Origin of the sequence: Microbacterium sp. ARD32, from assembly GCF_031844385.1 — a bacterium.
GTDB lineage: Bacteria > Actinomycetota > Actinomycetes > Actinomycetales > Microbacteriaceae > Microbacterium.
In genome coordinates, this window is the sequence record NZ_JAUZVD010000003.1 from 95,431 (window position 1) to 112,297 (window position 16,867).

Here is a 16,867-nt window from a genome sequence, read left to right on the forward strand (position 1 = left end):
GCGCCGGAGGGCGGGATGCGACGAGGTCTGATCGGCGGGGGAGTGCTCGCGGCGCTGTGGCTGTTGAGCGGGTGGCTGTCGTTCTGGATGCTACGCGCAGGCGGGAGCATTGCGACGCTGGGCGAGCTGGTGCCATCGCCGATGGCGAGGGGCGTCTTCGGGTCGCCGCTGGGATGGGCGATGCTGGTGCAGGCCCTGACCGTGGTGGCGGTGGCCACCGGGTTCGCGGCGCTCTGCTCCTGGTTCGCGCCACGGGCGGCGGACGTTCGCGGCGGGATGGATCTCGGCCGTGCTCGTCGGTTTCGCCGTCGGGGCAGCCCTTGATGTCGGCAGCTTCCTCTCCTGGGCGAGCCAGTTCGGCATCCGCGGTGCGCTGCGCACCATGGGCGTCACGCACGTGACCACGTGGTGGGCGCTGATCGCCGGCTGGATCCCCGCGCTGATCGCGCGACTCCCGCGGCGGCGGGTGGCCGGGAGCCGATGACCGGAGAACACGTCGCGTCGTGCTCGCCGCGATCGCCGTCGCGTCTCTGATCGTCCTTCCCGTTGCGGCGCAGGCAGGACGCGACGCCACTCAGCAGCAGCTCCGCGACGACCGCGCCGCCGCGCAGGCGAGCGCGACCCCCGACCCCGACGGCGCGGCGCCCGTCGATCCGGATGCGCCGGGCGAACCGGTGCCGACTGAGGCTCCCCGCGCGGACCCGATCCCGGACGACGCGTGCACCACGGCGAACAGCACGCTGATGGCGCCGGCACCGGACGGCGCGACCGGCCACCGCGGACAGGAGATCCAGCTGGTCAACGCCGCGGATACGCCGTGCACGCTCGAGGGATACCTCGACGTGGCCTACGGCGACCAGAACGGGCACCTGCTGGATGTGACCGTCGAGCACGGGAGCTCGTTCATGGCACAGGACGGGGGCGCCGTGCCGATCACACTGCAGCCGGGCGAGAGCGCTTTCGCCGAGATCGGCTGGGACGCCAACTCGATGCACGGTCAGCTCGTGGCCAGCACTCTGTGGGTCGCCACCAGGCCGGGCGATGACCGTCTGACGTGGGACATGCGATTGGACATCGTGCCCGGCGCGACCGTGAAGGTCACCGCCTGGCATCTGCGCCAGTCCGGCACCTGAAGCGGAGTCGCGCTGTCTTGCCACGCATGCTAGCTTGTGAGGCATGACAGCGGATGTCGGGGCGCAGCTGCGCAAGGGCGTGGTCGAGTACTGCGTGCTCGGGCTGCTCGACCGCGAGCCGATGTACGGCTGGCAGCTCGCCGACGCGCTGACCGGCCCCGGACTGATCGCCAGCATCGGCACGCTCTACCCGCTGCTGGGCCGGTTGCGCGACAAGGGGTGGGTCTCGACGTTCGATCGACCGTCCGAGGCCGGTCCGGTGCGCCGTTACTACCTGCTGACGGATGCCGGCATCGCCCAGCTCGCGCTGTTCCGCACCCAGTGGCAGCCGTTCGCGCGCACTGTCTCGTATCTCGTGGGAGAGGAATCACCATGACGCTCACCTCCGATTACCTGCACAGGCTCGATCTCGCGCTGCGGGACGTGCCGCACGGGGTCGCGGCCGAGATCCGAGCCGGGATCGCCGAAGAGCTGCAGAGCCTGGAGCCGGATGCCGCGCAGGCGCGCATCGCGCAGCTGGGCGACCCCGCACAGATCGCGCGCGAGGCTCTGGATGCCGGTGAGCACGCAGCATCGACGGCTCCGGTGCCCGCGGCATCGGCTCCGCCCGTGGTGGTGGTCGCCCCGCCGGCATCCGGGCAGGTCAGCCGCAGTCGCGGATTCGCGATCGCCGCTGCCCTCACCCTGAGCTTCGGCGGGTTCGTGGTCCCCGTCATCGGCTGGTTCGTGGGCGCCGTGCTCGTGCTGACGAGCTCGATATGGCGCACCTGGGAGAAGGTCGTCGCGATCGTGGTGCCGTTCGCCCTGTTCGCGCTGATCCTCGTTGTGACCCTGCCCGCGTATGTCGTGTCCGGCCCGGTAGAGGTCCACGAGGAGACCGGCACCTTCGCGCCGCCCGAGGCCGCGAACCCGCTGGTCCCGTCCGGGTACGACATCTCCTGGACTTCGCTCCTGCTGCTCCTCCTGCTCGCGGTCCCGGCGTCCGGCCTGTGGCTGCTGTGGCGGATGCGCGGCCGACCGGCATCCTGAGCCCTTCTCGACGTCAGTCGCGCTGCACTTCTCGCTCCGCCGACGGCGAAGCGCCGACACGTCGGCACGCCTGCGGTGCCGCGGAATGCGCGCGCGTTACCCTCACTGTGCACCTTATCCAGGAGAGGCGAGGCCATGAGCGACCCCGAGGTTCCCCAGAACGACAAGCCGGACGACATCGACGACGTCGTCGGCAGCGCCAACGAGGGTCTCGACGCCGCGGCTGCGGCCCGAGCGGACCGACCCGCCGACGCTACGATCGAGCCCGACGTCCCGGCCGCCGACGCGGCAGCAGGGGCCGCGGACCGACCCGCCGACGCTTCCGCCGATGCCGACATGGAGGCGTTCGCCGCCGCCGAGCGCGACTACCCCGGCACCTTCGGCGCGGGCGCCGACGAGACGGAGCGGTCCCAGGATGACGCCGACGCCGACGACACCGTCGCACAGTCGGCAGACGAGGTGCCGCACTACTCGACGGTCTCCGGCACCGGCGACGTCGCCGACACGCACGTCGCCGACACGCACGTCGCCGACACCCACGTCGCCGACACCCACTCGGTCGCGGAGTCCGCGTACGGGGCCGGCGCCGGGGCATCCGTCGCCGAGACGCAGGTGATGCCGGCTGAACCGGTGGCGCCGCCCGCCGCACCCCAGCCGATCTTCGTGCAGGCGCCGGAGCCGCCGCGCGAGCTGGGAAACCGCGCCACCGCCGGCGGCATCGGCCTGCTGGCGGCCATCGCCTTCGCGATCCTCTACCTGGGCGCGATCCTCGGTCTCGGCGCCTTGGCCGGCGAGGTCACGGCCGAGAACATCGGGACCTCCGCGCTCGCGCCGCTGAGCACCTGGGCCTTCTGGGTGCCCGTGGTCGTCTTCTACCTGGCCTTCTGGCTGCTGGGCGCGTTCGTGAACCGCGCGCGCTGGGGCAAGTGGGTCACGCTCGGCCTGCTGGTGGCCCTCGCCGCCTACGGCGGACACATCCTCGGACAGCTGTTCCAGGCGCCGTTCTGGAGCATCGCGCCCAGCGACGCCGCCGAGCTGGTGAACGAGCAGCTGCTGGCCCCGCTCGCGATCGCGGCCTTCGTGTTCGCGCGCGAGCTGACCATCTGGTTCGGTGCCTGGGTAGCGCGCAGCGGTGCCAAGAAGAAGGCGCTGAACGCAGAGGCGCAGGCGGAGTACGAGCGCACGCTCGAAGCCGGCCCGGCAGCCGCGCGCTGACCGGCCGGGCACCCCTGCGCTGCGCGTAGGGTGAGCTCATGACCACCACCGGAGATCCCCGCGGCGGCACGCCGTCGGGGGTCTCCGCGTCTCTGGCGCTGGTGGTCGGGTTCGTCGGGTTCGCCGCGCTCGGCATCCTGGGGCTCGGGATGCTGAGCTACTTCGCCGACATCGACATCCTGTCGGCGCCGGGGCTGGGCTGGCGGCCCGGCGTGGTCGGGATGCTCGTTGCGATCGGCGTGTTCTGCGGGGCGCTGCGCCCGTCGCTGCGGCGCGGCGATCCGTCGTTCCTGACGGCGTTCCCGGTCGCCCTCGGTGCCGCCGCCGCGCATCTGCTCGCCGTGTGGCTGACCGCGCTCCTGATCGGTGCCGGCACGGCATCCGCCTTCGCCGCGGCCGCGCAGCTGATCGTGCGGGGCTCGAGCACGGTGGTGCTCGCGGCGGCAGCGATCGGCGCGTGGGTCGCGATCGCACTGCGGCGCACCCGGGTCGGTGCGCCCCGCTGGCCGTGGGAGGACGACGACGCGCAGTGACGCGCCCGCCGCGGCGGGCCGGCGGGCCGTACCCTGTAACCGTGGAGAGGTCACTGGAAACCCAGGTGAGTCAGGCTGTCGAGGCCTGGCTGCGCTGGGTGCCGAGATGGGCGCCCGCCACGCACCGGGGTCGTGTGGCCCCGTGCCGTCGCTGCCTGGGCTCGCCGATCCTCTCGGCGGCCGGCATCGGCTCCAACGTGCCGCACGGGGTGCAGCACGGGCTCTCCACCCGCATCAAGGCGATCGTCGATCGCGCCGTGGCCGAGTACACCGCGCTCAACCTGCCCATGCTGCAGGCCGAGCTCGATCACCAGGCCGACCGCAACCGCTCGCGCGCCTACCGGCCGTCCGAGGGGCTCGACCCGGAGTTCGAGGGGATGCCGCTGGACCCCGATCCGGTGCCGGGTGCACCGTTCCTGTTCACCGTCGCGGGGATGGCGGATGAGGCGTCCGCCGAGCTGCCGCCGCTGCCGCCGCTGAGCGAGGACGCGAAGTCGGCCCTGCGGCAGGAGGTGGCGCTGGCGGACGAGTACGCGAACATGATCGGCCGGGAGGTCTGCGGGCTGCTGCTGGGGCACAGGCTGAGCGTGCAGGCGGCGATCTCGCAGTACGTCGAGCCGCAGATCGAGGCGATGCTCGCCGAGCTGAGCGAGGCGCTGGACTCCCCGTTCGATCCCGATACCCCGTAGCGTCTCGGCCGCGGTGCGGCGCCACGCGGATGCTGGGAATCACCCGACCCTTCGACAGGCTCAGGGATCCATCCGACACATCGGGTGCTATCGTTTTTCGATAGATAGCTGTCGCCTTTCGATAGGAGCATCATGCAGCCCCTCGCCACCTGCGCACTCAAGGCGATGATCGTCGTCATGCTGGGACTGCTGGTCATCGCGCAGGTGCTCATGATCCCCGCGGTCGCCGCGGCGACGGCCCGGCGCAACCCCGAGCTCGCCTACCTCGAGGTGCCGGGGATCATCGGCGCCGTGCTGTTCCTGCTGCTCATCGAGATCGTGCTGATCTGCGTGTTCGGCCTGCTCTCGCTGGTGCGCGCCGATCGCATCTTCAGCCCGCACGCCTTCCGGTGGGTCGACATCATCATCGGGACCATGCTGGCGGCGGCCGTCGTGATCGTGGCCTCGTACGTCATCCTCTTCATCGCGCAGGCAGCCAATCCGGGCATCCTGATCCTGGCACTGCTCGGCACGACGGTCAGTGTGTCGCTGGCTCTGCTGGTGGGAGTGATGCGCGGACTGCTGCGCAAGGCGCTGCAGCTCGAGCAGGACCTCTCCGAGGTGGTCTGATGCCGATCGTCATCGACATCGACGTGATGCTCGCCCGCCGCAAGCTGAGCGTGCAGGAGTTCGCCGACGCCATCGGCATCACGCCGGCCAACGTCGCCGTGCTCAAGAACGGGCGTGCCAAGGCCGTGCGCTTCACCACTCTCGACGCGATCTGCCGGGTACTGGACTGCCAGCCCGGCGATGTGCTGCGGTACGAACCCGAAGAATCCGACGGGTCCGACGAACCCCGGGAGGACTCATGACCTGGTCCCAGCTGGCGATCGAGCGCCTGCGCGACGCGCGGCTCTGCCCGGTGTGCGAGCGCGCGCCCCTGGCGGCCGGCCACTGCGCTCACTGCGGCGCCGATCTCACCGGCGAGCCCGGTGCGGCACTGTGGCGCGCGTCGGAGGCCGCCACTCAGGCGCTGATGATGCGCGAATCGCTGCGCATGGGCATCCCGCGCCGCGCGCCCGTCGCGGCCGGCGGCGTCGTGTCCCGGTACGGAACCGCATCCGCGAGTGCTGCCCCCGCGAGTGCGGTCCCGGCGAGTGCTGTCTCGCGCGTGCGGCCGCCCGCGACCGCCGGCACCAGCCTGCAATCCGTGCTCGCCACGGCCGGCGCGGGACTGTTCGCCGTGGCGGCGATCGTGTTCACCTTCTTCAATCCGGAGCTCGCCGACCGCGGCGTGCGCAGCGGGATCATCGCCGGCGTGACGCTCGCGTTCCTGGCCGGCGCCTGGCTGCTCGCCCGGCGCCGGCTGCAGTCGTCCGCCGAGGCCGTCGGCGCACTCGGGCTGGTGTTCGTCAGCCTGAACGTGCAGGCCGTGGCCGGCTCGTTCGGGGACGACGGATCGTCGTGGACGGCGGCGGCGGCCGCCACGGCTGCGGCCGGCGCGCTCATGCTGGCGGCCGCCCTGCGGGCGCGCATCCGCAGCTGGCTCTGGACATCGCTGCTCGCACTGGCCGCGGTCCCCGCGATGCTGGGCTTCGCCGCGTCGGCCGCCGTTCCCGCGGCGCTCTGGCTGGCCGCATCGGGATTCGCGGCCAGCGGTCTGATGCTGCTGCTGCCGCGACTCGCGGCGTGGTTCCCGCGGCGACGCTCGGACGCCCGGGCGGATGCTGAGAATCTCGCAGCCGCCGCCCGCAACGTCCCGGGGATCCCGGATGCCCCGGCCTCGCGTCGTGCGCTGAGCGCCGAGCACGCAGCGCTGACCGTGCTGCAGATCGTCGTCACCGCATTGGCGGTGGGCAGGGTGGTGCTCGGCGGCGCTCAGCCGCTGTGGGTCGCGGCAGTGCTGGGCGTGCTCGCGGTGCACGCCGTGCTCGCGGCGACCCGGACGGTGCCGAGAATGTGGGCCTTCGCGGCGGGCGCGCTGGTCACGGCGAGCGGCGCGTTCGCCGGCTGGGCACTGGTGGGCGAGGGCGTCATCCGCGTCGAGTGGACGGCTGCCGTCGTCACCGCCGGCGCAGTCGCCGTGCTGCTGGTCTGCGCCCTGGTGCCGCTGCCCGGCGGCACGCCGCGCGTGCCGCTCGCCGTCGGGGCGGGCCTGACCGCGGGCGTCACGAGTGCGCCGGCCGTCATCGGCGGTGCGCTGATCGGGGCCGAGGTGCTGCGCATCGCCGGCACCGGCGCGAGCGGAGCGGGCCCGGTGATGGCGGGCCCGGCGATGGGGGCGAGCACCTGGGCGATGATCGCGTCCCTCGCGCTCATCGCCGCCGGCTTCGGAGCGTTCGCGCTGCGCACGCGTCGCGACGCCCGGCTGCGTGCGCTGCGCGTGCCTGCGCTGGTCGTCGTGGTGCTGTACTCGACCGCGGCGGTGCTGTGCCTGGGCTCGTCGCGCGTGCTGCCGCTTCCGGTCGGCATCGCCGCGGTGCTGATCGCCGCCGCGGCCACCGCGCTCGCGGCCGGACGGCGATCGTCCGCAGCATCCGGCTCCGACGCGGTCGCCGCGCCGCGCAGCGCGCCCGCCTGGTCGGCGCTGCGCGCCCTCGTCCTGCTCGCGTGTCACGTCGCGCTGCCGGTCTCGGTGCTGCTGGCCTGGCAGGACCGGGCGCTCGTGCCTTACGCCGGAGCGGCGACGCTGGCCGTGCTCGCTCTCGTGGCACGCGCGATGCCCGCTTCCAGCCGCTTCCTGCACGTGGGTGCCGGCTGCGCGTACGCGCTGATCATCATCGGCACGGCGCTGTCGCTGGCGGGCGTCGGCGGGGTCGCGCTGCTCAGCCTCACGGCATCCGCCGGCCTGCTCGTCGCCGTCGTCGCCACCTTCGCCCCCGCCGTGCACTCGCGCGACTGGCAGACCGTGCTGGTCGTCGCGACGGTGCCCTTCGTGATCGGCGTCGTGCAGGTGATCTTCGAGCGCAGCGGCTGGACCGCGCTGTCGACGGGCCTGATGCTCGTGCTCGCGCTGTCTCTGCTGCTCACGCGCCGAGACGGCCTGACGGTCGTGATCCGCACTCTCGCTGCCGGGCTCGTGGTGCCCACCCTGGCGGTGCTCATCCTGTGCCTGGGCGCGCAGCTGCTCGTGCAGAGCGGCTCGCCCGTGGTGCTACCGGTCATCGCCGCGGTGATCGCGCTCGTGCTCCCGAGCGGAGCGATGATCCGCGACGCGCTCATGGCGCGCGGACGCCTGGCCGCGACTGCCAGGGCGGCGCGCGCGGCGATCGAGATCTCCGCACTGCTCACCGGCGCCATCGCCGTGCTGCTCGCGCTGGTGCGGGAGGCGGCCGGCTTCGGAACCGCCTGCCTCGTGCTGATCCTGCTCGGGGTCGGCGGTGCGCTCACCTCGCTGCTGGCCGGGCGCAGGTACGGCTGGTGGCTGGCCGCTGTCGCCTTCACCGGTGCGCTGTGGTCGTTGTGGGCGCTGAACGGGGTGACCCTTGCCGAGGCGTACCTGCTGCCGCCGTCGCTGGCCGCCGTGCTGATCGCGGTGCTGCTCGCGCTGCGTGGCGCACGCGCGGTGCCGCTGCTCGCGGCGGGGCTCGCGGGTGCGATCGTGCCGGTGCTCGCGCTGCTGATCGCGGGGGCGGGATCGGATGCCGTGCCCTGGCGCGCGCATGCGCTGCTCGCGTCGGCGTGGATGCTGCTCGGCGCGGCGGGGCTCGCCGGAAGAGCCTCGGGTGCTCGGGCGCGCCGGCTGCGGACGCTGCGCATGCCGACAGTGCTGGCGGCATCCGTCGCCGCGCTCGGCGGCACGGTCCAGGCGGTGCGGTGGGGGAGCGGAGTGGACAGCTCCCCGGTGCTGGGCGGTGGCGCCGGGCTCTTCCTGCTCTGCGTCGGGCTCAGCGCGCTCGCCGCGCTCGCGCTGCTCGTCGCCGCACGGATGCTGCGCTCCGCTGCGGCGCGCGGGCTCAGCGTCGCCGCCGCGCTCGCATTCGCAGTGGGGACGTGGCCTGCGATCGCCGAGGACTGGTTCACGATCTGGGGCATGTGGACGCTGATGCTCGGATGGCTGGCGGTCATGGTGCTCGCCGCCCGGCGCCCGTCGCCATTGGTGCCGCCGGTGCCGGTGCTGTTCGGCATCGCCTTCATCACCGCCGTCGTCGCCTGGAGCCCTCGGGAGCTGCGGGTGGAGATGTTCTCGCTGCCGCTCGGCCTGTTCCTGCTCGCGGCCGGCGTGATCGCGCGGCGCGGCTCGGCGGATGCCGGGGATGCCGCCGTCACGGGGCGGTGGGCGGACTGGCCGCACGGCAGGCGGAGCTCGTGGCTGCAGCTGGCGCCGGGACTGATCGTGCTGATGTCGGCATCCGTCGTCTCCACCTTCACCGACCCGCTCACCTGGCGCGCGATCCTGGTGATGGGCCTGGCGCTCGCGGCGATCCTGGTCGGAGCCGCGCGGCGCCTGGCGGCCCCGTTCGTGATCGGGCTCGTCGTGCTGCCGGTCGAGAACGTCTTCGTGTTCGCCGTGCAGCTGGGTCGCGGCATCGATTCGATGCCGTGGTGGATCACCCTCGCCACGGTGGGCGCGGTGCTGCTGGCGATCGCCGTCGCGGGCGAGCGACGCGAGGGGAGCGGGCCGGGCGTGGTCGCGCGCATGCGGGATCTGCGCTGAGCGGCCCGATGCCGCGGCCCGGGTGCCGACATTTGACCGTCGGGCTCACGCGCCATTACACTTGATCGAGTGTGCGCACGGCCGTGCGCGCATGCAGGGCGCAGGCAGACGCCGATTCGCCCCCACGGCATACCCATCACACCAAAAGCAGCGCGGTTCCGCACTGCCGGTGGGTCATGATGTGAAACCCATCACGCTGTCACCGTGCAGCACAACGAGGAGAGAACGTGCCAACTATTCAGCAGTTGGTTCGCAAGGGACGTTCGCCCAAGGTCTCGAAGACCAAGGCGCCCGCCCTGAAGTCGAACCCGCAGCAGGCCGGCGTGTGCACCCGCGTGTACACCACCACCCCGAAGAAGCCGAACTCGGCGATGCGCAAGGTCGCTCGTGTCAAGCTCCGCAACGGCACCGAGGTGACCGCCTACATCCCCGGTGAGGGCCACAACCTGCAGGAGCACTCGCTGGTGCTCGTCCGCGGTGGTCGTGTGAAGGACCTCCCCGGTGTCCGCTACAAGATCGTCCGCGGTGCGCTCGACACGCAGGCCGTCAAGAACCGTAAGCAGGCTCGTTCCCGCTACGGCGCGAAGAAGGGTTGAGATAGATGCCTCGTAAGGGACCCGCTCCCAAGCGCCCGGTCGTCAACGACCCGGTCTACGGTGCTCCGATCGTCACCTCGCTGGTGAACAAGATCCTCGTCGACGGCAAGAAGTCCCTCGCCGAGTCGATCGTCTACGGCGCCCTTCGCGGCGTCGAGGCGAAGAACGGCCAGGACGCCGTCGCCACGCTCAAGAAGGCGCTCGACAACGTGCGCCCCACCCTCGAGGTCCGCAGCCGCCGCGTCGGCGGCTCGACCTACCAGGTTCCCGTCGAGGTCAAGCCGCACCGCGCGAACACCCTCGCGCTGCGCTGGCTGGTCAGCTACGCGAAGGGTCGTCGTGAGAAGACGATGACCGAGCGTCTGCAGAACGAGATCCTCGACGCGTCGAACGGCCTGGGTGCCGCGGTCAAGCGCCGCGAGGACACCCACAAGATGGCCGAGTCGAACCGCGCCTTCGCTCACTACCGCTGGTAATGGGCTGAGCGGATGCCGCACGATACTGGTCAGTCCTCGGCCTCGCGGCCGCTGACGCGGCATCCGCTCCCACCTTCTGTTCGTTCCTGAACCATCCCGGAGGAACCCCCGTGGCACAAGAAGTGCTCACCGACCTGAGCAAGGTCCGCAACATCGGCATCATGGCGCACATCGATGCCGGCAAGACCACCACCACCGAGCGCATCCTGTTCTACACGGGTGTGAACCACAAGCTCGGCGAGACCCACGACGGCGCTTCGACGACGGACTGGATGGAGCAGGAGAAGGAGCGCGGCATCACGATCACGTCCGCCGCCGTGACCTGCTTCTGGAACAAGAACCAGATCAACATCATCGACACCCCCGGTCACGTGGACTTCACGGTCGAGGTGGAGCGCTCGCTGCGCGTCCTCGACGGTGCCGTCGCCGTCTTCGACGGCAAGGAGGGCGTCGAGCCCCAGTCCGAGACCGTGTGGCGTCAGGCCGACAAGTACAACGTGCCCCGCATCTGCTTCGTCAACAAGATGGACAAGCTGGGCGCCGACTTCTACTACACGGTCGACACCATCGTGAACCGCCTCGGCGCCAAGCCGCTCGTGCTCCAGCTGCCGATCGGCGCGGAGAGCGACTTCGTCGGCGTCGTCGACCTGATCGAGATGCGCGCACTGGTGTGGCCAGGCGACTCGAAGGGTGACGTGACCATGGGCGCCTCCTACGAGGTGCAGGAGATCCCCGCCGACCTCCAGGCCAAGGCCGAGGAGTACCGTCAGCAGCTGCTCGAGACCGTCGCCGAGACCGACGACGCGCTGCTCGAGAAGTTCTTCGGCGGCGAGGAGCTCACCACCGCCGAGATCAAGGGCGCGATCCGCAAGCTCGTGGTCGGCAACGAGATCTACCCGGTGCTCTGCGGCTCGGCGTTCAAGAACCGCGGTGTGCAGCCGATGCTGGACGCGGTGGTCGACTACCTGCCGAACCCGCTCGACGTGGGCGCCATCGAGGCTCACGACCCGAAGGACGAGGAGAAGGTCATCGAGCGTCACCCCGACGCGAACGACCCGTTCTCCGCCCTGGCCTTCAAGGTCGCGGTGCACCCGTTCTTCGGCCGCCTCACCTACGTGCGCGTGTACTCGGGCCACCTGGACTCCGGCTCTGCGGTCGTCAACTCGACCAAGGGCAAGAAGGAGCGCATCGGGAAGATCTTCCAGATGCACGCCAACAAGGAGAACCCGGTCGACTCGCTCACCGCGGGCAACATCTACGCCGTCATCGGCCTGAAGGACACCACCACCGGTGACACCCTGGCCGACCCGGCCAACCCTGTGGTCCTCGAGTCGATGACCTTCCCGGAGCCGGTGATCGAGGTCGCGATCGAGCCGAAGACCAAGGCCGACCAGGAGAAGCTCGGTCTCGCCATCCAGAAGCTGGCCGAAGAGGACCCGACCTTCCGCACCGAGCTGAACCCCGAGACCGGTCAGACGACCATCAAGGGCATGGGCGAGCTGCACCTGGACATCCTCGTCGACCGCATGAAGCGCGAGTTCCGCGTCGAGGCGAACGTCGGCAAGCCGCAGGTGGCGTACCGCGAGACGATCAAGAAGGCCGTCGAGAAGCACGACTACACGCACAAGAAGCAGACCGGTGGGTCGGGCCAGTTCGCGAAGATCCAGTTCACGATCGAGCCCCTCGAGGTCACGGCCGACAAGACGTACGAGTTCGAGAACAAGGTCACCGGTGGCCGCATCCCGCGCGAGTACATCGAGCCGACGAACCAGGGCTTCCAGGACGCCATGGCCACGGGTGCGCTCGCGGGCTACCCCATGGTGGGCGTCAAGGCGATCCTGCTCGACGGCGCATCCCACGACGTCGACTCCTCGGAGATGGCGTTCAAGATCGCGGGCTCGATGGGCTTCAAGGAGGCCGTCCGCCGCGCCAACCCGGTGCTGCTCGAGCCGCTGATGGCCGTCGAGGTCCGCACTCCCGAGGAGTACATGGGCGACGTCATCGGCGACCTGAACTCGCGTCGTGGCCAGATCCAGTCGATGGAGGACGCCCAGGGCGTCAAGGTCGTGCGCGCGTCGGTCCCGCTGTCCGAGATGTTCGGCTACATCGGCGACCTGCGCTCGAAGACCTCGGGCCGTGCGGTGTACTCGATGGAGTTCGACAGCTACGCCGAGGTTCCTCGCGTGGTCGCCGACGAGATCATCCAGAAGACCAAGGGCGAGTGAGCCCTTGTCCGGGATGCCGTGCCAGCGGCATCCCGGACTCCCTACAACTTCACATTCCCTCTCTACTAAACTGAGAAACCGAAATCCGTAGGGAGCCGGTCACAATCCAGTGCCCGGCCATCTCTACACGAACGTCCTGAGGAGGACCCAGTGGCCAAGGCCAAGTTCGAGCGGACCAAGCCGCACGTCAACATCGGAACGATCGGTCACGTCGACCACGGCAAGACCACGCTGTCTGCCGCGATCTCGAAGGTGCTCGCCGACAAGTACCCGTCGGACACCAACGTCCAGCGTGACTTCGCCTCGATCGACTCGGCTCCCGAGGAGCGTCAGCGCGGCATCACCATCAACATCTCGCACATCGAGTACGAGACCCCGAAGCGTCACTACGCGCACGTCGACGCCCCCGGCCACGCCGACTACGTCAAGAACATGATCACCGGTGCTGCTCAGATGGACGGTGCGATCCTCGTGGTCGCCGCCACCGACGGCCCGATGGCGCAGACCCGCGAGCACGTGCTGCTGGCCAAGCAGGTCGGCGTGCCGTACCTGCTGGTCGCCCTGAACAAGAGCGACATGGTCGACGACGAGGAGATCCTGGAGCTCGTCGAGCTCGAGGTCCGCGAGCTGCTCTCGTCGCAGGGCTTCCCCGGCGACGACGCTCCGGTCATCAAGGTCTCGGCTCTGGGCGCCCTCAACGGCGAGCAGAAGTGGGTCGACTCGATCCTCGAGCTCATGGAGGCCGTCGACAACAGCGTTCCCGACCCGGAGCGCGACCGCGACAAGCCCTTCCTGATGCCGATCGAGGACGTCTTCACGATCACCGGTCGTGGCACGGTCGTCACCGGTCGCGCCGAGCGCGGCACCCTGGCGATCAACTCCGAGGTCGAGATCGTCGGCATCCGCCCGACGCAGAAGACCACGGTCACGGGTATCGAGATGTTCCACAAGCAGCTCGACGAGGCATGGGCCGGCGAGAACTGCGGTCTGCTGCTCCGCGGCACCAAGCGCGAGGACGTCGAGCGCGGCCAGGTCGTCGTGAAGCCGGGGTCGATCACCCCGCACACGAAGTTCGAGGGAACCGCGTACATCCTGTCCAAGGACGAGGGTGGCCGCCACAACCCCTTCTACACGAACTACCGTCCGCAGTTCTACTTCCGCACCACCGACGTCACCGGCGTCATCACGCTGCCCGAGGGCACCGAGATGGTCATGCCCGGCGACACCACCGACATGGCCGTCGAGCTGATCCAGCCGATCGCCATGGAGGAGGGCCTCGGCTTCGCGATCCGTGAGGGTGGCCGCACCGTCGGCGCCGGCACGGTGACCAAGGTCGTCGAGTAAGCACTGCTTCATGCAGAGGGGTCGGGCCTTCGGGCCCGGCCCCTCTGTCGTCTCCGCGCACTTCCGCATCCCGCCCGGATCGCGTAGAAAGGGACGTGGCGCAGAGAACTGCGCGAAACGACAGGGGAGGAGACCCCATGGGCATCGAGGATCTGGTGAACCAGGGCAAGGAGCTGTTCGAGCAGAACAAGGACAGGATCGACGAGGCGGTGCACAGCGAGCAGGCGGAGCAGATCAGCGACCGGCTCCTCGACGGGGCGGCCGACTTCGTGAAGAAGGTCGCGCCGGGTGCCGCCGAGCAGATCGACGGCGTTCGCGACAGCGTCGACGGCGCTGTCGGCGACGAGTAACCTCTTCCGCCGTCTTCCCGAAGGGCGATGCGCAGCGCAGCGCATCGCCCTTCGATGTGTGCCGGAGCGGAATCTGTCCTAGACTGGGACCGCCGCCTGGGGTTCTGTGCGGCATCGGATGCCGTGGGGGCACGGCATCCACGCGACTGGGGATCATCATGGGGAACACTGTGCTCGGCACGTGGCTCGACCACGGATGCATCGTCGTGTCTGCGCGGCCGGTCGGCCGCGCTCCTGAACGAGGCGGCCGGCGCCCCTATTCGTCGGCTCCTCCCACCCGGTGCATCCCCTCACACCGGGTCTCCCACAGCGCTGGGCGGAGCATGGGGATGCTCCGCCCAGCGCCTTGATCCCGCCGCGCGGCACGCGCGACACGCCCGGGTTTGCAGTGGGCGAATCCGGCATGGCAGAATAGACAGGTTCCACATTCCTGTGCTCTTCGTGATGCGCGGGATCACTGTCACGAGAGTGCATAGACGGCGCGCAGGCGCAGGGTTCTAGGCCGCGGGCAGCAGAACCTCCTCCATTCGATGACGCGGGCACGCAGTGCCGGCGCCTTCGGAGTGAAAAGAGAACAGTGGTGCGCAAGCGCCGGGCGCGCACAGCGCCGACGTGCGTCCAATGCCCCAGGGTCACCCGGCCCCGGACGGTAAGACGCCTATAGAGAGAGAGCAGACAATGGCGGGACAGAAGATCCGCATTCGCCTGAAGTCGTATGACCACGAGGTCATCGACACGTCGGCGCGCAAGATCGTCGACACCGTGACCCGTGCGGGCGCGACTGTCGTCGGCCCGGTGCCGCTTCCGACGGAGAAGAACGTGATCGCCGTGATCCGTTCGCCCCACAAGTACAAGGACAGCCGCGAGCACTTCGAGATGCGCACCCACAAGCGTCTGATCGACATCGTCGACCCGACGCCGAAGGCCGTCGACTCGCTGATGCGCCTCGACCTCCCGGCCGACGTCAACATCGAGATCAAGCTGTAAGGGGCCTCGCATGGTTGACATCAACTCCAAGATCTCCAAGGGCATGCTCGGCACCAAGCTCGGCATGACCCAGGTGTGGGACGAGAACGGCAAGCTCGTTCCCGTCACCGTCATCGAGCTGGCGCCCAACGTGGTCACCCAGGTCCGCACGCCCGAGAAGGACGGCTACAACGCCGTGCAGATCGCGTACGGCCAGATCGACCCCCGCAAGGTGAACAAGCCGCTGACCGCTCACTTCGAGGCAGCCGGCGTCACGCCGCGTCGCCACGTCACCGAGATCCGCACCGCGGATGCCGCTGACTACTCGCTCGGCCAGGAGCTGACCGTCGAGGGCACCTTCGAGGCCGGCCAGCTGGTCGACGTGGTCGGCACCAGCAAGGGCAAGGGCACCGCGGGTGTCATGAAGCGTCACAACTTCAAGGGCGTCTCGGCATCGCACGGTGCGCACCGCAACCACCGCAAGCCCGGTTCGATCGGCGCCTCGTCGACTCCGAGCCGCGTGTTCAAGGGCATGCGCATGGCCGGCCGTATGGGCGGCGAGCGCGTGACCGTCCTCAACCTCACGGTGCACGCCGTCGACGTCGAGAAGGGACTTCTGCTCGTCAAGGGCGCCGTCCCCGGCGCGCGCGGCCGCATCGTCTTCGTCCGCAACGCAGTGAAGGGTGCCTGATCATGGCTGACTCGACTCTCGCGCTCGACGTCATCAAGGTCGACGGCAAGAAGGCCGGCTCCATCGAGCTGCCCGCCGCGCTCTTCGACGTCAAGACCAACGTCCCGCTGATCCACCAGGTCGTCGTCGCGCAGCTCGCTGCCGCACGCCAGGGCACCCACTCGACCAAGCGTCGTGGTGAGGTCTCCGGTGCCGGCCGCAAGCCGTTCAAGCAGAAGGGCACGGGTAACGCCCGTCAGGGCTCCATCCGTGCACCGCACATGACCGGCGGTGGCATCGTCCACGGACCGAAGCCGCGCGACTACTCGCAGCGCACGCCCAAGAAGATGATCGCCGCCGCCCTGCTGGGCGCGCTGAGCGACCGCTTCCGCGGTGAGCGTCTGCACGTCGTCGAGGCGTTCGTCGCCGACACCACGCCTTCGACCAAGACCGCTGCGGGCCTGCTCGCCGCCGTCGCCGGTCCGAAGAACGTGCTCGTCGTCACCGAGCGCAACGACGAGCTGACCGTGAAGAGCGTCCGGAACCTTCCGAACGTGCACGTGCTCAGCTTCGACCAGCTGAACGCCTACGACGTGGTCGTCTCCGACGACATCGTCTTCACCAAGGCCGCCCTCGAGGGCTTCATCGCCTCGAAGACCGGCGCAACCGAGGAGGTCTCGGCATGACTGAGCAGAACGTCCTCGCAACGGCCCTGAACAAGGACCCGCGCGACATCATCCTGGGCCCGGTCGTCTCCGAGAAGAGCTACGGCCTGATCGACGAGGGCAAGTACACCTTCCTGGTCGACCCGCGCGCCTCGAAGACCGAGATCAAGCTCGCCATCGAGAAGATCTTCGGCGTCAAGGTCGCTTCGGTCAACACGATCAACCGCGTCGGCAAGGCCCGCCGCACCCGCTTCGGCACCGGCAAGCGCAAGGACACCAAGCGCGCCATCGTCGCACTGAAGTCGGGCTCCATCGACATCTTCACGGCAGTCGGCTGACC

General features: G+C 69.9%; 20 protein-coding genes. All 20 read left to right on the forward strand.

Annotated elements, in window-relative coordinates; all coding sequences use genetic code 11:
• Positions 1 to 15: 15 nt before the first annotated feature.
• The 20 genes from Q9R19_RS12030 to rplW all read left to right on the forward strand — a co-directional run bounded on the left by Q9R19_RS12030 (position 16) and on the right by rplW (position 16,865).
• Positions 16 to 324 (forward strand): hypothetical protein, encoded by a 309-nt coding sequence (locus tag Q9R19_RS12030; protein WP_311256647.1) that lies wholly within the window; start codon positions 16 to 18, stop codon positions 322 to 324.
• Entirely contained in the window at positions 290 to 484 is a 195-nt protein-coding gene (locus Q9R19_RS12035) for a hypothetical protein (RefSeq protein WP_311256648.1), read from the forward strand. The genes Q9R19_RS12030 and Q9R19_RS12035 overlap by 35 nt, the downstream gene beginning before the upstream one ends.
• 19 nt (positions 485 to 503) lie before the next feature.
• Positions 504 to 1,133, forward strand: coding sequence for a DUF4232 domain-containing protein (locus Q9R19_RS12040; RefSeq protein ID WP_311256649.1), 630 nt, complete (start codon positions 504 to 506; stop codon positions 1,131 to 1,133).
• 43 nt (positions 1,134 to 1,176) lie between these two features.
• The gene (locus tag Q9R19_RS12045; RefSeq protein WP_311256650.1) at positions 1,177 to 1,509 is read left to right on the forward strand and encodes a PadR family transcriptional regulator; all 333 of its coding nucleotides are present in this window, start codon (positions 1,177 to 1,179) and stop codon (positions 1,507 to 1,509) included.
• The gene (locus Q9R19_RS12050) at positions 1,506 to 2,162 is read left to right on the forward strand and encodes an HAAS signaling domain-containing protein (RefSeq protein ID WP_311256651.1); all 657 of its coding nucleotides are present in this window, start codon (positions 1,506 to 1,508) and stop codon (positions 2,160 to 2,162) included. The genes Q9R19_RS12045 and Q9R19_RS12050 overlap by 4 nt, the downstream gene beginning before the upstream one ends.
• A 135-nt stretch (positions 2,163 to 2,297) precedes the next feature.
• Positions 2,298 to 3,377: an ABC transporter gene (locus Q9R19_RS12055; RefSeq protein WP_311256652.1), complete on the forward strand. Its 1,080-nt coding sequence runs from the start codon at positions 2,298 to 2,300 to the stop codon at positions 3,375 to 3,377.
• 38 nt (positions 3,378 to 3,415) lie between these two features.
• The gene (locus Q9R19_RS12060; protein ID WP_311256653.1) at positions 3,416 to 3,910 is read left to right on the forward strand and encodes a hypothetical protein; all 495 of its coding nucleotides are present in this window, start codon (positions 3,416 to 3,418) and stop codon (positions 3,908 to 3,910) included.
• Positions 3,911 to 3,951: 41 nt separating this feature from the next.
• Positions 3,952 to 4,599: a spermidine/putrescine ABC transporter substrate-binding protein gene (locus Q9R19_RS12065; protein ID WP_311256654.1), complete on the forward strand. Its 648-nt coding sequence runs from the start codon at positions 3,952 to 3,954 to the stop codon at positions 4,597 to 4,599.
• Between the two features lie 132 nt (positions 4,600 to 4,731).
• On the forward strand, positions 4,732 to 5,208 hold the full coding sequence (locus Q9R19_RS12070; protein WP_311256655.1) for a DUF2975 domain-containing protein: 477 nt from the start codon (positions 4,732 to 4,734) through the stop codon (positions 5,206 to 5,208).
• Positions 5,208 to 5,450: a helix-turn-helix transcriptional regulator gene (locus Q9R19_RS12075; RefSeq protein ID WP_311256656.1), complete on the forward strand. Its 243-nt coding sequence runs from the start codon at positions 5,208 to 5,210 to the stop codon at positions 5,448 to 5,450. Before Q9R19_RS12070 ends, Q9R19_RS12075 begins: the two co-directional genes overlap by 1 nt.
• Positions 5,447 to 9,235, forward strand: a complete 3,789-nt coding sequence (locus tag Q9R19_RS12080; protein WP_311256657.1) for an SCO7613 C-terminal domain-containing membrane protein — start codon at positions 5,447 to 5,449, stop codon at positions 9,233 to 9,235. The genes Q9R19_RS12075 and Q9R19_RS12080 overlap by 4 nt, the downstream gene beginning before the upstream one ends.
• A 227-nt stretch (positions 9,236 to 9,462) precedes the next feature.
• Positions 9,463 to 9,831 carry a 30S ribosomal protein S12 gene (rpsL, locus tag Q9R19_RS12085; protein WP_013584051.1) on the forward strand — a complete coding sequence of 123 codons (369 nt, stop codon included), beginning with the start codon at positions 9,463 to 9,465 and terminating at the stop codon, positions 9,829 to 9,831.
• A 5-nt stretch (positions 9,832 to 9,836) separates the two neighbouring features.
• Positions 9,837 to 10,307, forward strand: coding sequence for a 30S ribosomal protein S7 (rpsG, locus tag Q9R19_RS12090; RefSeq protein WP_017201608.1), 471 nt, complete (start codon positions 9,837 to 9,839; stop codon positions 10,305 to 10,307).
• A 110-nt stretch (positions 10,308 to 10,417) separates the two neighbouring features.
• On the forward strand, positions 10,418 to 12,532 hold the full coding sequence (gene fusA / locus Q9R19_RS12095; RefSeq protein WP_311256658.1) for an elongation factor G: 2,115 nt from the start codon (positions 10,418 to 10,420) through the stop codon (positions 12,530 to 12,532).
• Between the two features lie 150 nt (positions 12,533 to 12,682).
• Positions 12,683 to 13,876 (forward strand): elongation factor Tu, encoded by a 1,194-nt coding sequence (tuf, locus tag Q9R19_RS12100; RefSeq protein WP_311256659.1) that lies wholly within the window; start codon positions 12,683 to 12,685, stop codon positions 13,874 to 13,876.
• 137 nt (positions 13,877 to 14,013) lie between these two features.
• On the forward strand, positions 14,014 to 14,226 hold the full coding sequence (locus Q9R19_RS12105; RefSeq protein ID WP_311256660.1) for an Rv0909 family putative TA system antitoxin: 213 nt from the start codon (positions 14,014 to 14,016) through the stop codon (positions 14,224 to 14,226).
• A 678-nt stretch (positions 14,227 to 14,904) separates the two neighbouring features.
• On the forward strand, positions 14,905 to 15,213 hold the full coding sequence (gene rpsJ, locus Q9R19_RS12110; protein ID WP_193596815.1) for a 30S ribosomal protein S10: 309 nt from the start codon (positions 14,905 to 14,907) through the stop codon (positions 15,211 to 15,213).
• A gap of 10 nt (positions 15,214 to 15,223) precedes the next feature.
• Positions 15,224 to 15,883, forward strand: a complete 660-nt coding sequence (gene rplC, locus Q9R19_RS12115) for a 50S ribosomal protein L3 (RefSeq protein WP_311256661.1) — start codon at positions 15,224 to 15,226, stop codon at positions 15,881 to 15,883.
• A 2-nt stretch (positions 15,884 to 15,885) separates the two neighbouring features.
• Positions 15,886 to 16,548 (forward strand): 50S ribosomal protein L4, encoded by a 663-nt coding sequence (gene rplD, locus Q9R19_RS12120; RefSeq protein ID WP_311256662.1) that lies wholly within the window; start codon positions 15,886 to 15,888, stop codon positions 16,546 to 16,548.
• Entirely contained in the window at positions 16,545 to 16,865 is a 321-nt protein-coding gene (rplW, locus tag Q9R19_RS12125) for a 50S ribosomal protein L23 (RefSeq protein WP_182254259.1), read from the forward strand. The genes rplD and rplW overlap by 4 nt, the downstream gene beginning before the upstream one ends.
• Positions 16,866 to 16,867 lie beyond the last annotated feature (2 nt).

Excerpts from the sequence above, each read along its gene's own strand:
- Q9R19_RS12075 (WP_311256656.1), top strand. The coding sequence starts at position 5,208 with ATGCCGATCGTCATCGACATCGACGTGATGCTCGCCCGCCGCAAGCTG.
- rplC (WP_311256661.1), top strand. The coding sequence starts at position 15,224 with ATGGTTGACATCAACTCCAAGATCTCCAAGGGCATGCTCGGCACCAAG.
- Q9R19_RS12030 (WP_311256647.1), top strand. The coding sequence starts at position 16 with ATGCGACGAGGTCTGATCGGCGGGGGAGTGCTCGCGGCGCTGTGGCTG.
- rplD (WP_311256662.1), top strand. The coding sequence starts at position 15,886 with ATGGCTGACTCGACTCTCGCGCTCGACGTCATCAAGGTCGACGGCAAG.
- Q9R19_RS12050 (WP_311256651.1), top strand. The coding sequence starts at position 1,506 with ATGACGCTCACCTCCGATTACCTGCACAGGCTCGATCTCGCGCTGCGG.
- Q9R19_RS12060 (WP_311256653.1), top strand. The coding sequence starts at position 3,416 with ATGACCACCACCGGAGATCCCCGCGGCGGCACGCCGTCGGGGGTCTCC.
- Q9R19_RS12105 (WP_311256660.1), top strand. The coding sequence starts at position 14,014 with ATGGGCATCGAGGATCTGGTGAACCAGGGCAAGGAGCTGTTCGAGCAG.
- rpsG (WP_017201608.1), top strand. The coding sequence starts at position 9,837 with ATGCCTCGTAAGGGACCCGCTCCCAAGCGCCCGGTCGTCAACGACCCG.
- Q9R19_RS12045 (WP_311256650.1), top strand. The coding sequence starts at position 1,177 with ATGACAGCGGATGTCGGGGCGCAGCTGCGCAAGGGCGTGGTCGAGTAC.
- rpsJ (WP_193596815.1), top strand. The coding sequence starts at position 14,905 with ATGGCGGGACAGAAGATCCGCATTCGCCTGAAGTCGTATGACCACGAG.
- Q9R19_RS12080 (WP_311256657.1), top strand. The coding sequence starts at position 5,447 with ATGACCTGGTCCCAGCTGGCGATCGAGCGCCTGCGCGACGCGCGGCTC.
- rplW (WP_182254259.1), top strand. The coding sequence starts at position 16,545 with ATGACTGAGCAGAACGTCCTCGCAACGGCCCTGAACAAGGACCCGCGC.
- Q9R19_RS12070 (WP_311256655.1), top strand. The coding sequence starts at position 4,732 with ATGCAGCCCCTCGCCACCTGCGCACTCAAGGCGATGATCGTCGTCATG.
- Q9R19_RS12055 (WP_311256652.1), top strand. The coding sequence starts at position 2,298 with ATGAGCGACCCCGAGGTTCCCCAGAACGACAAGCCGGACGACATCGAC.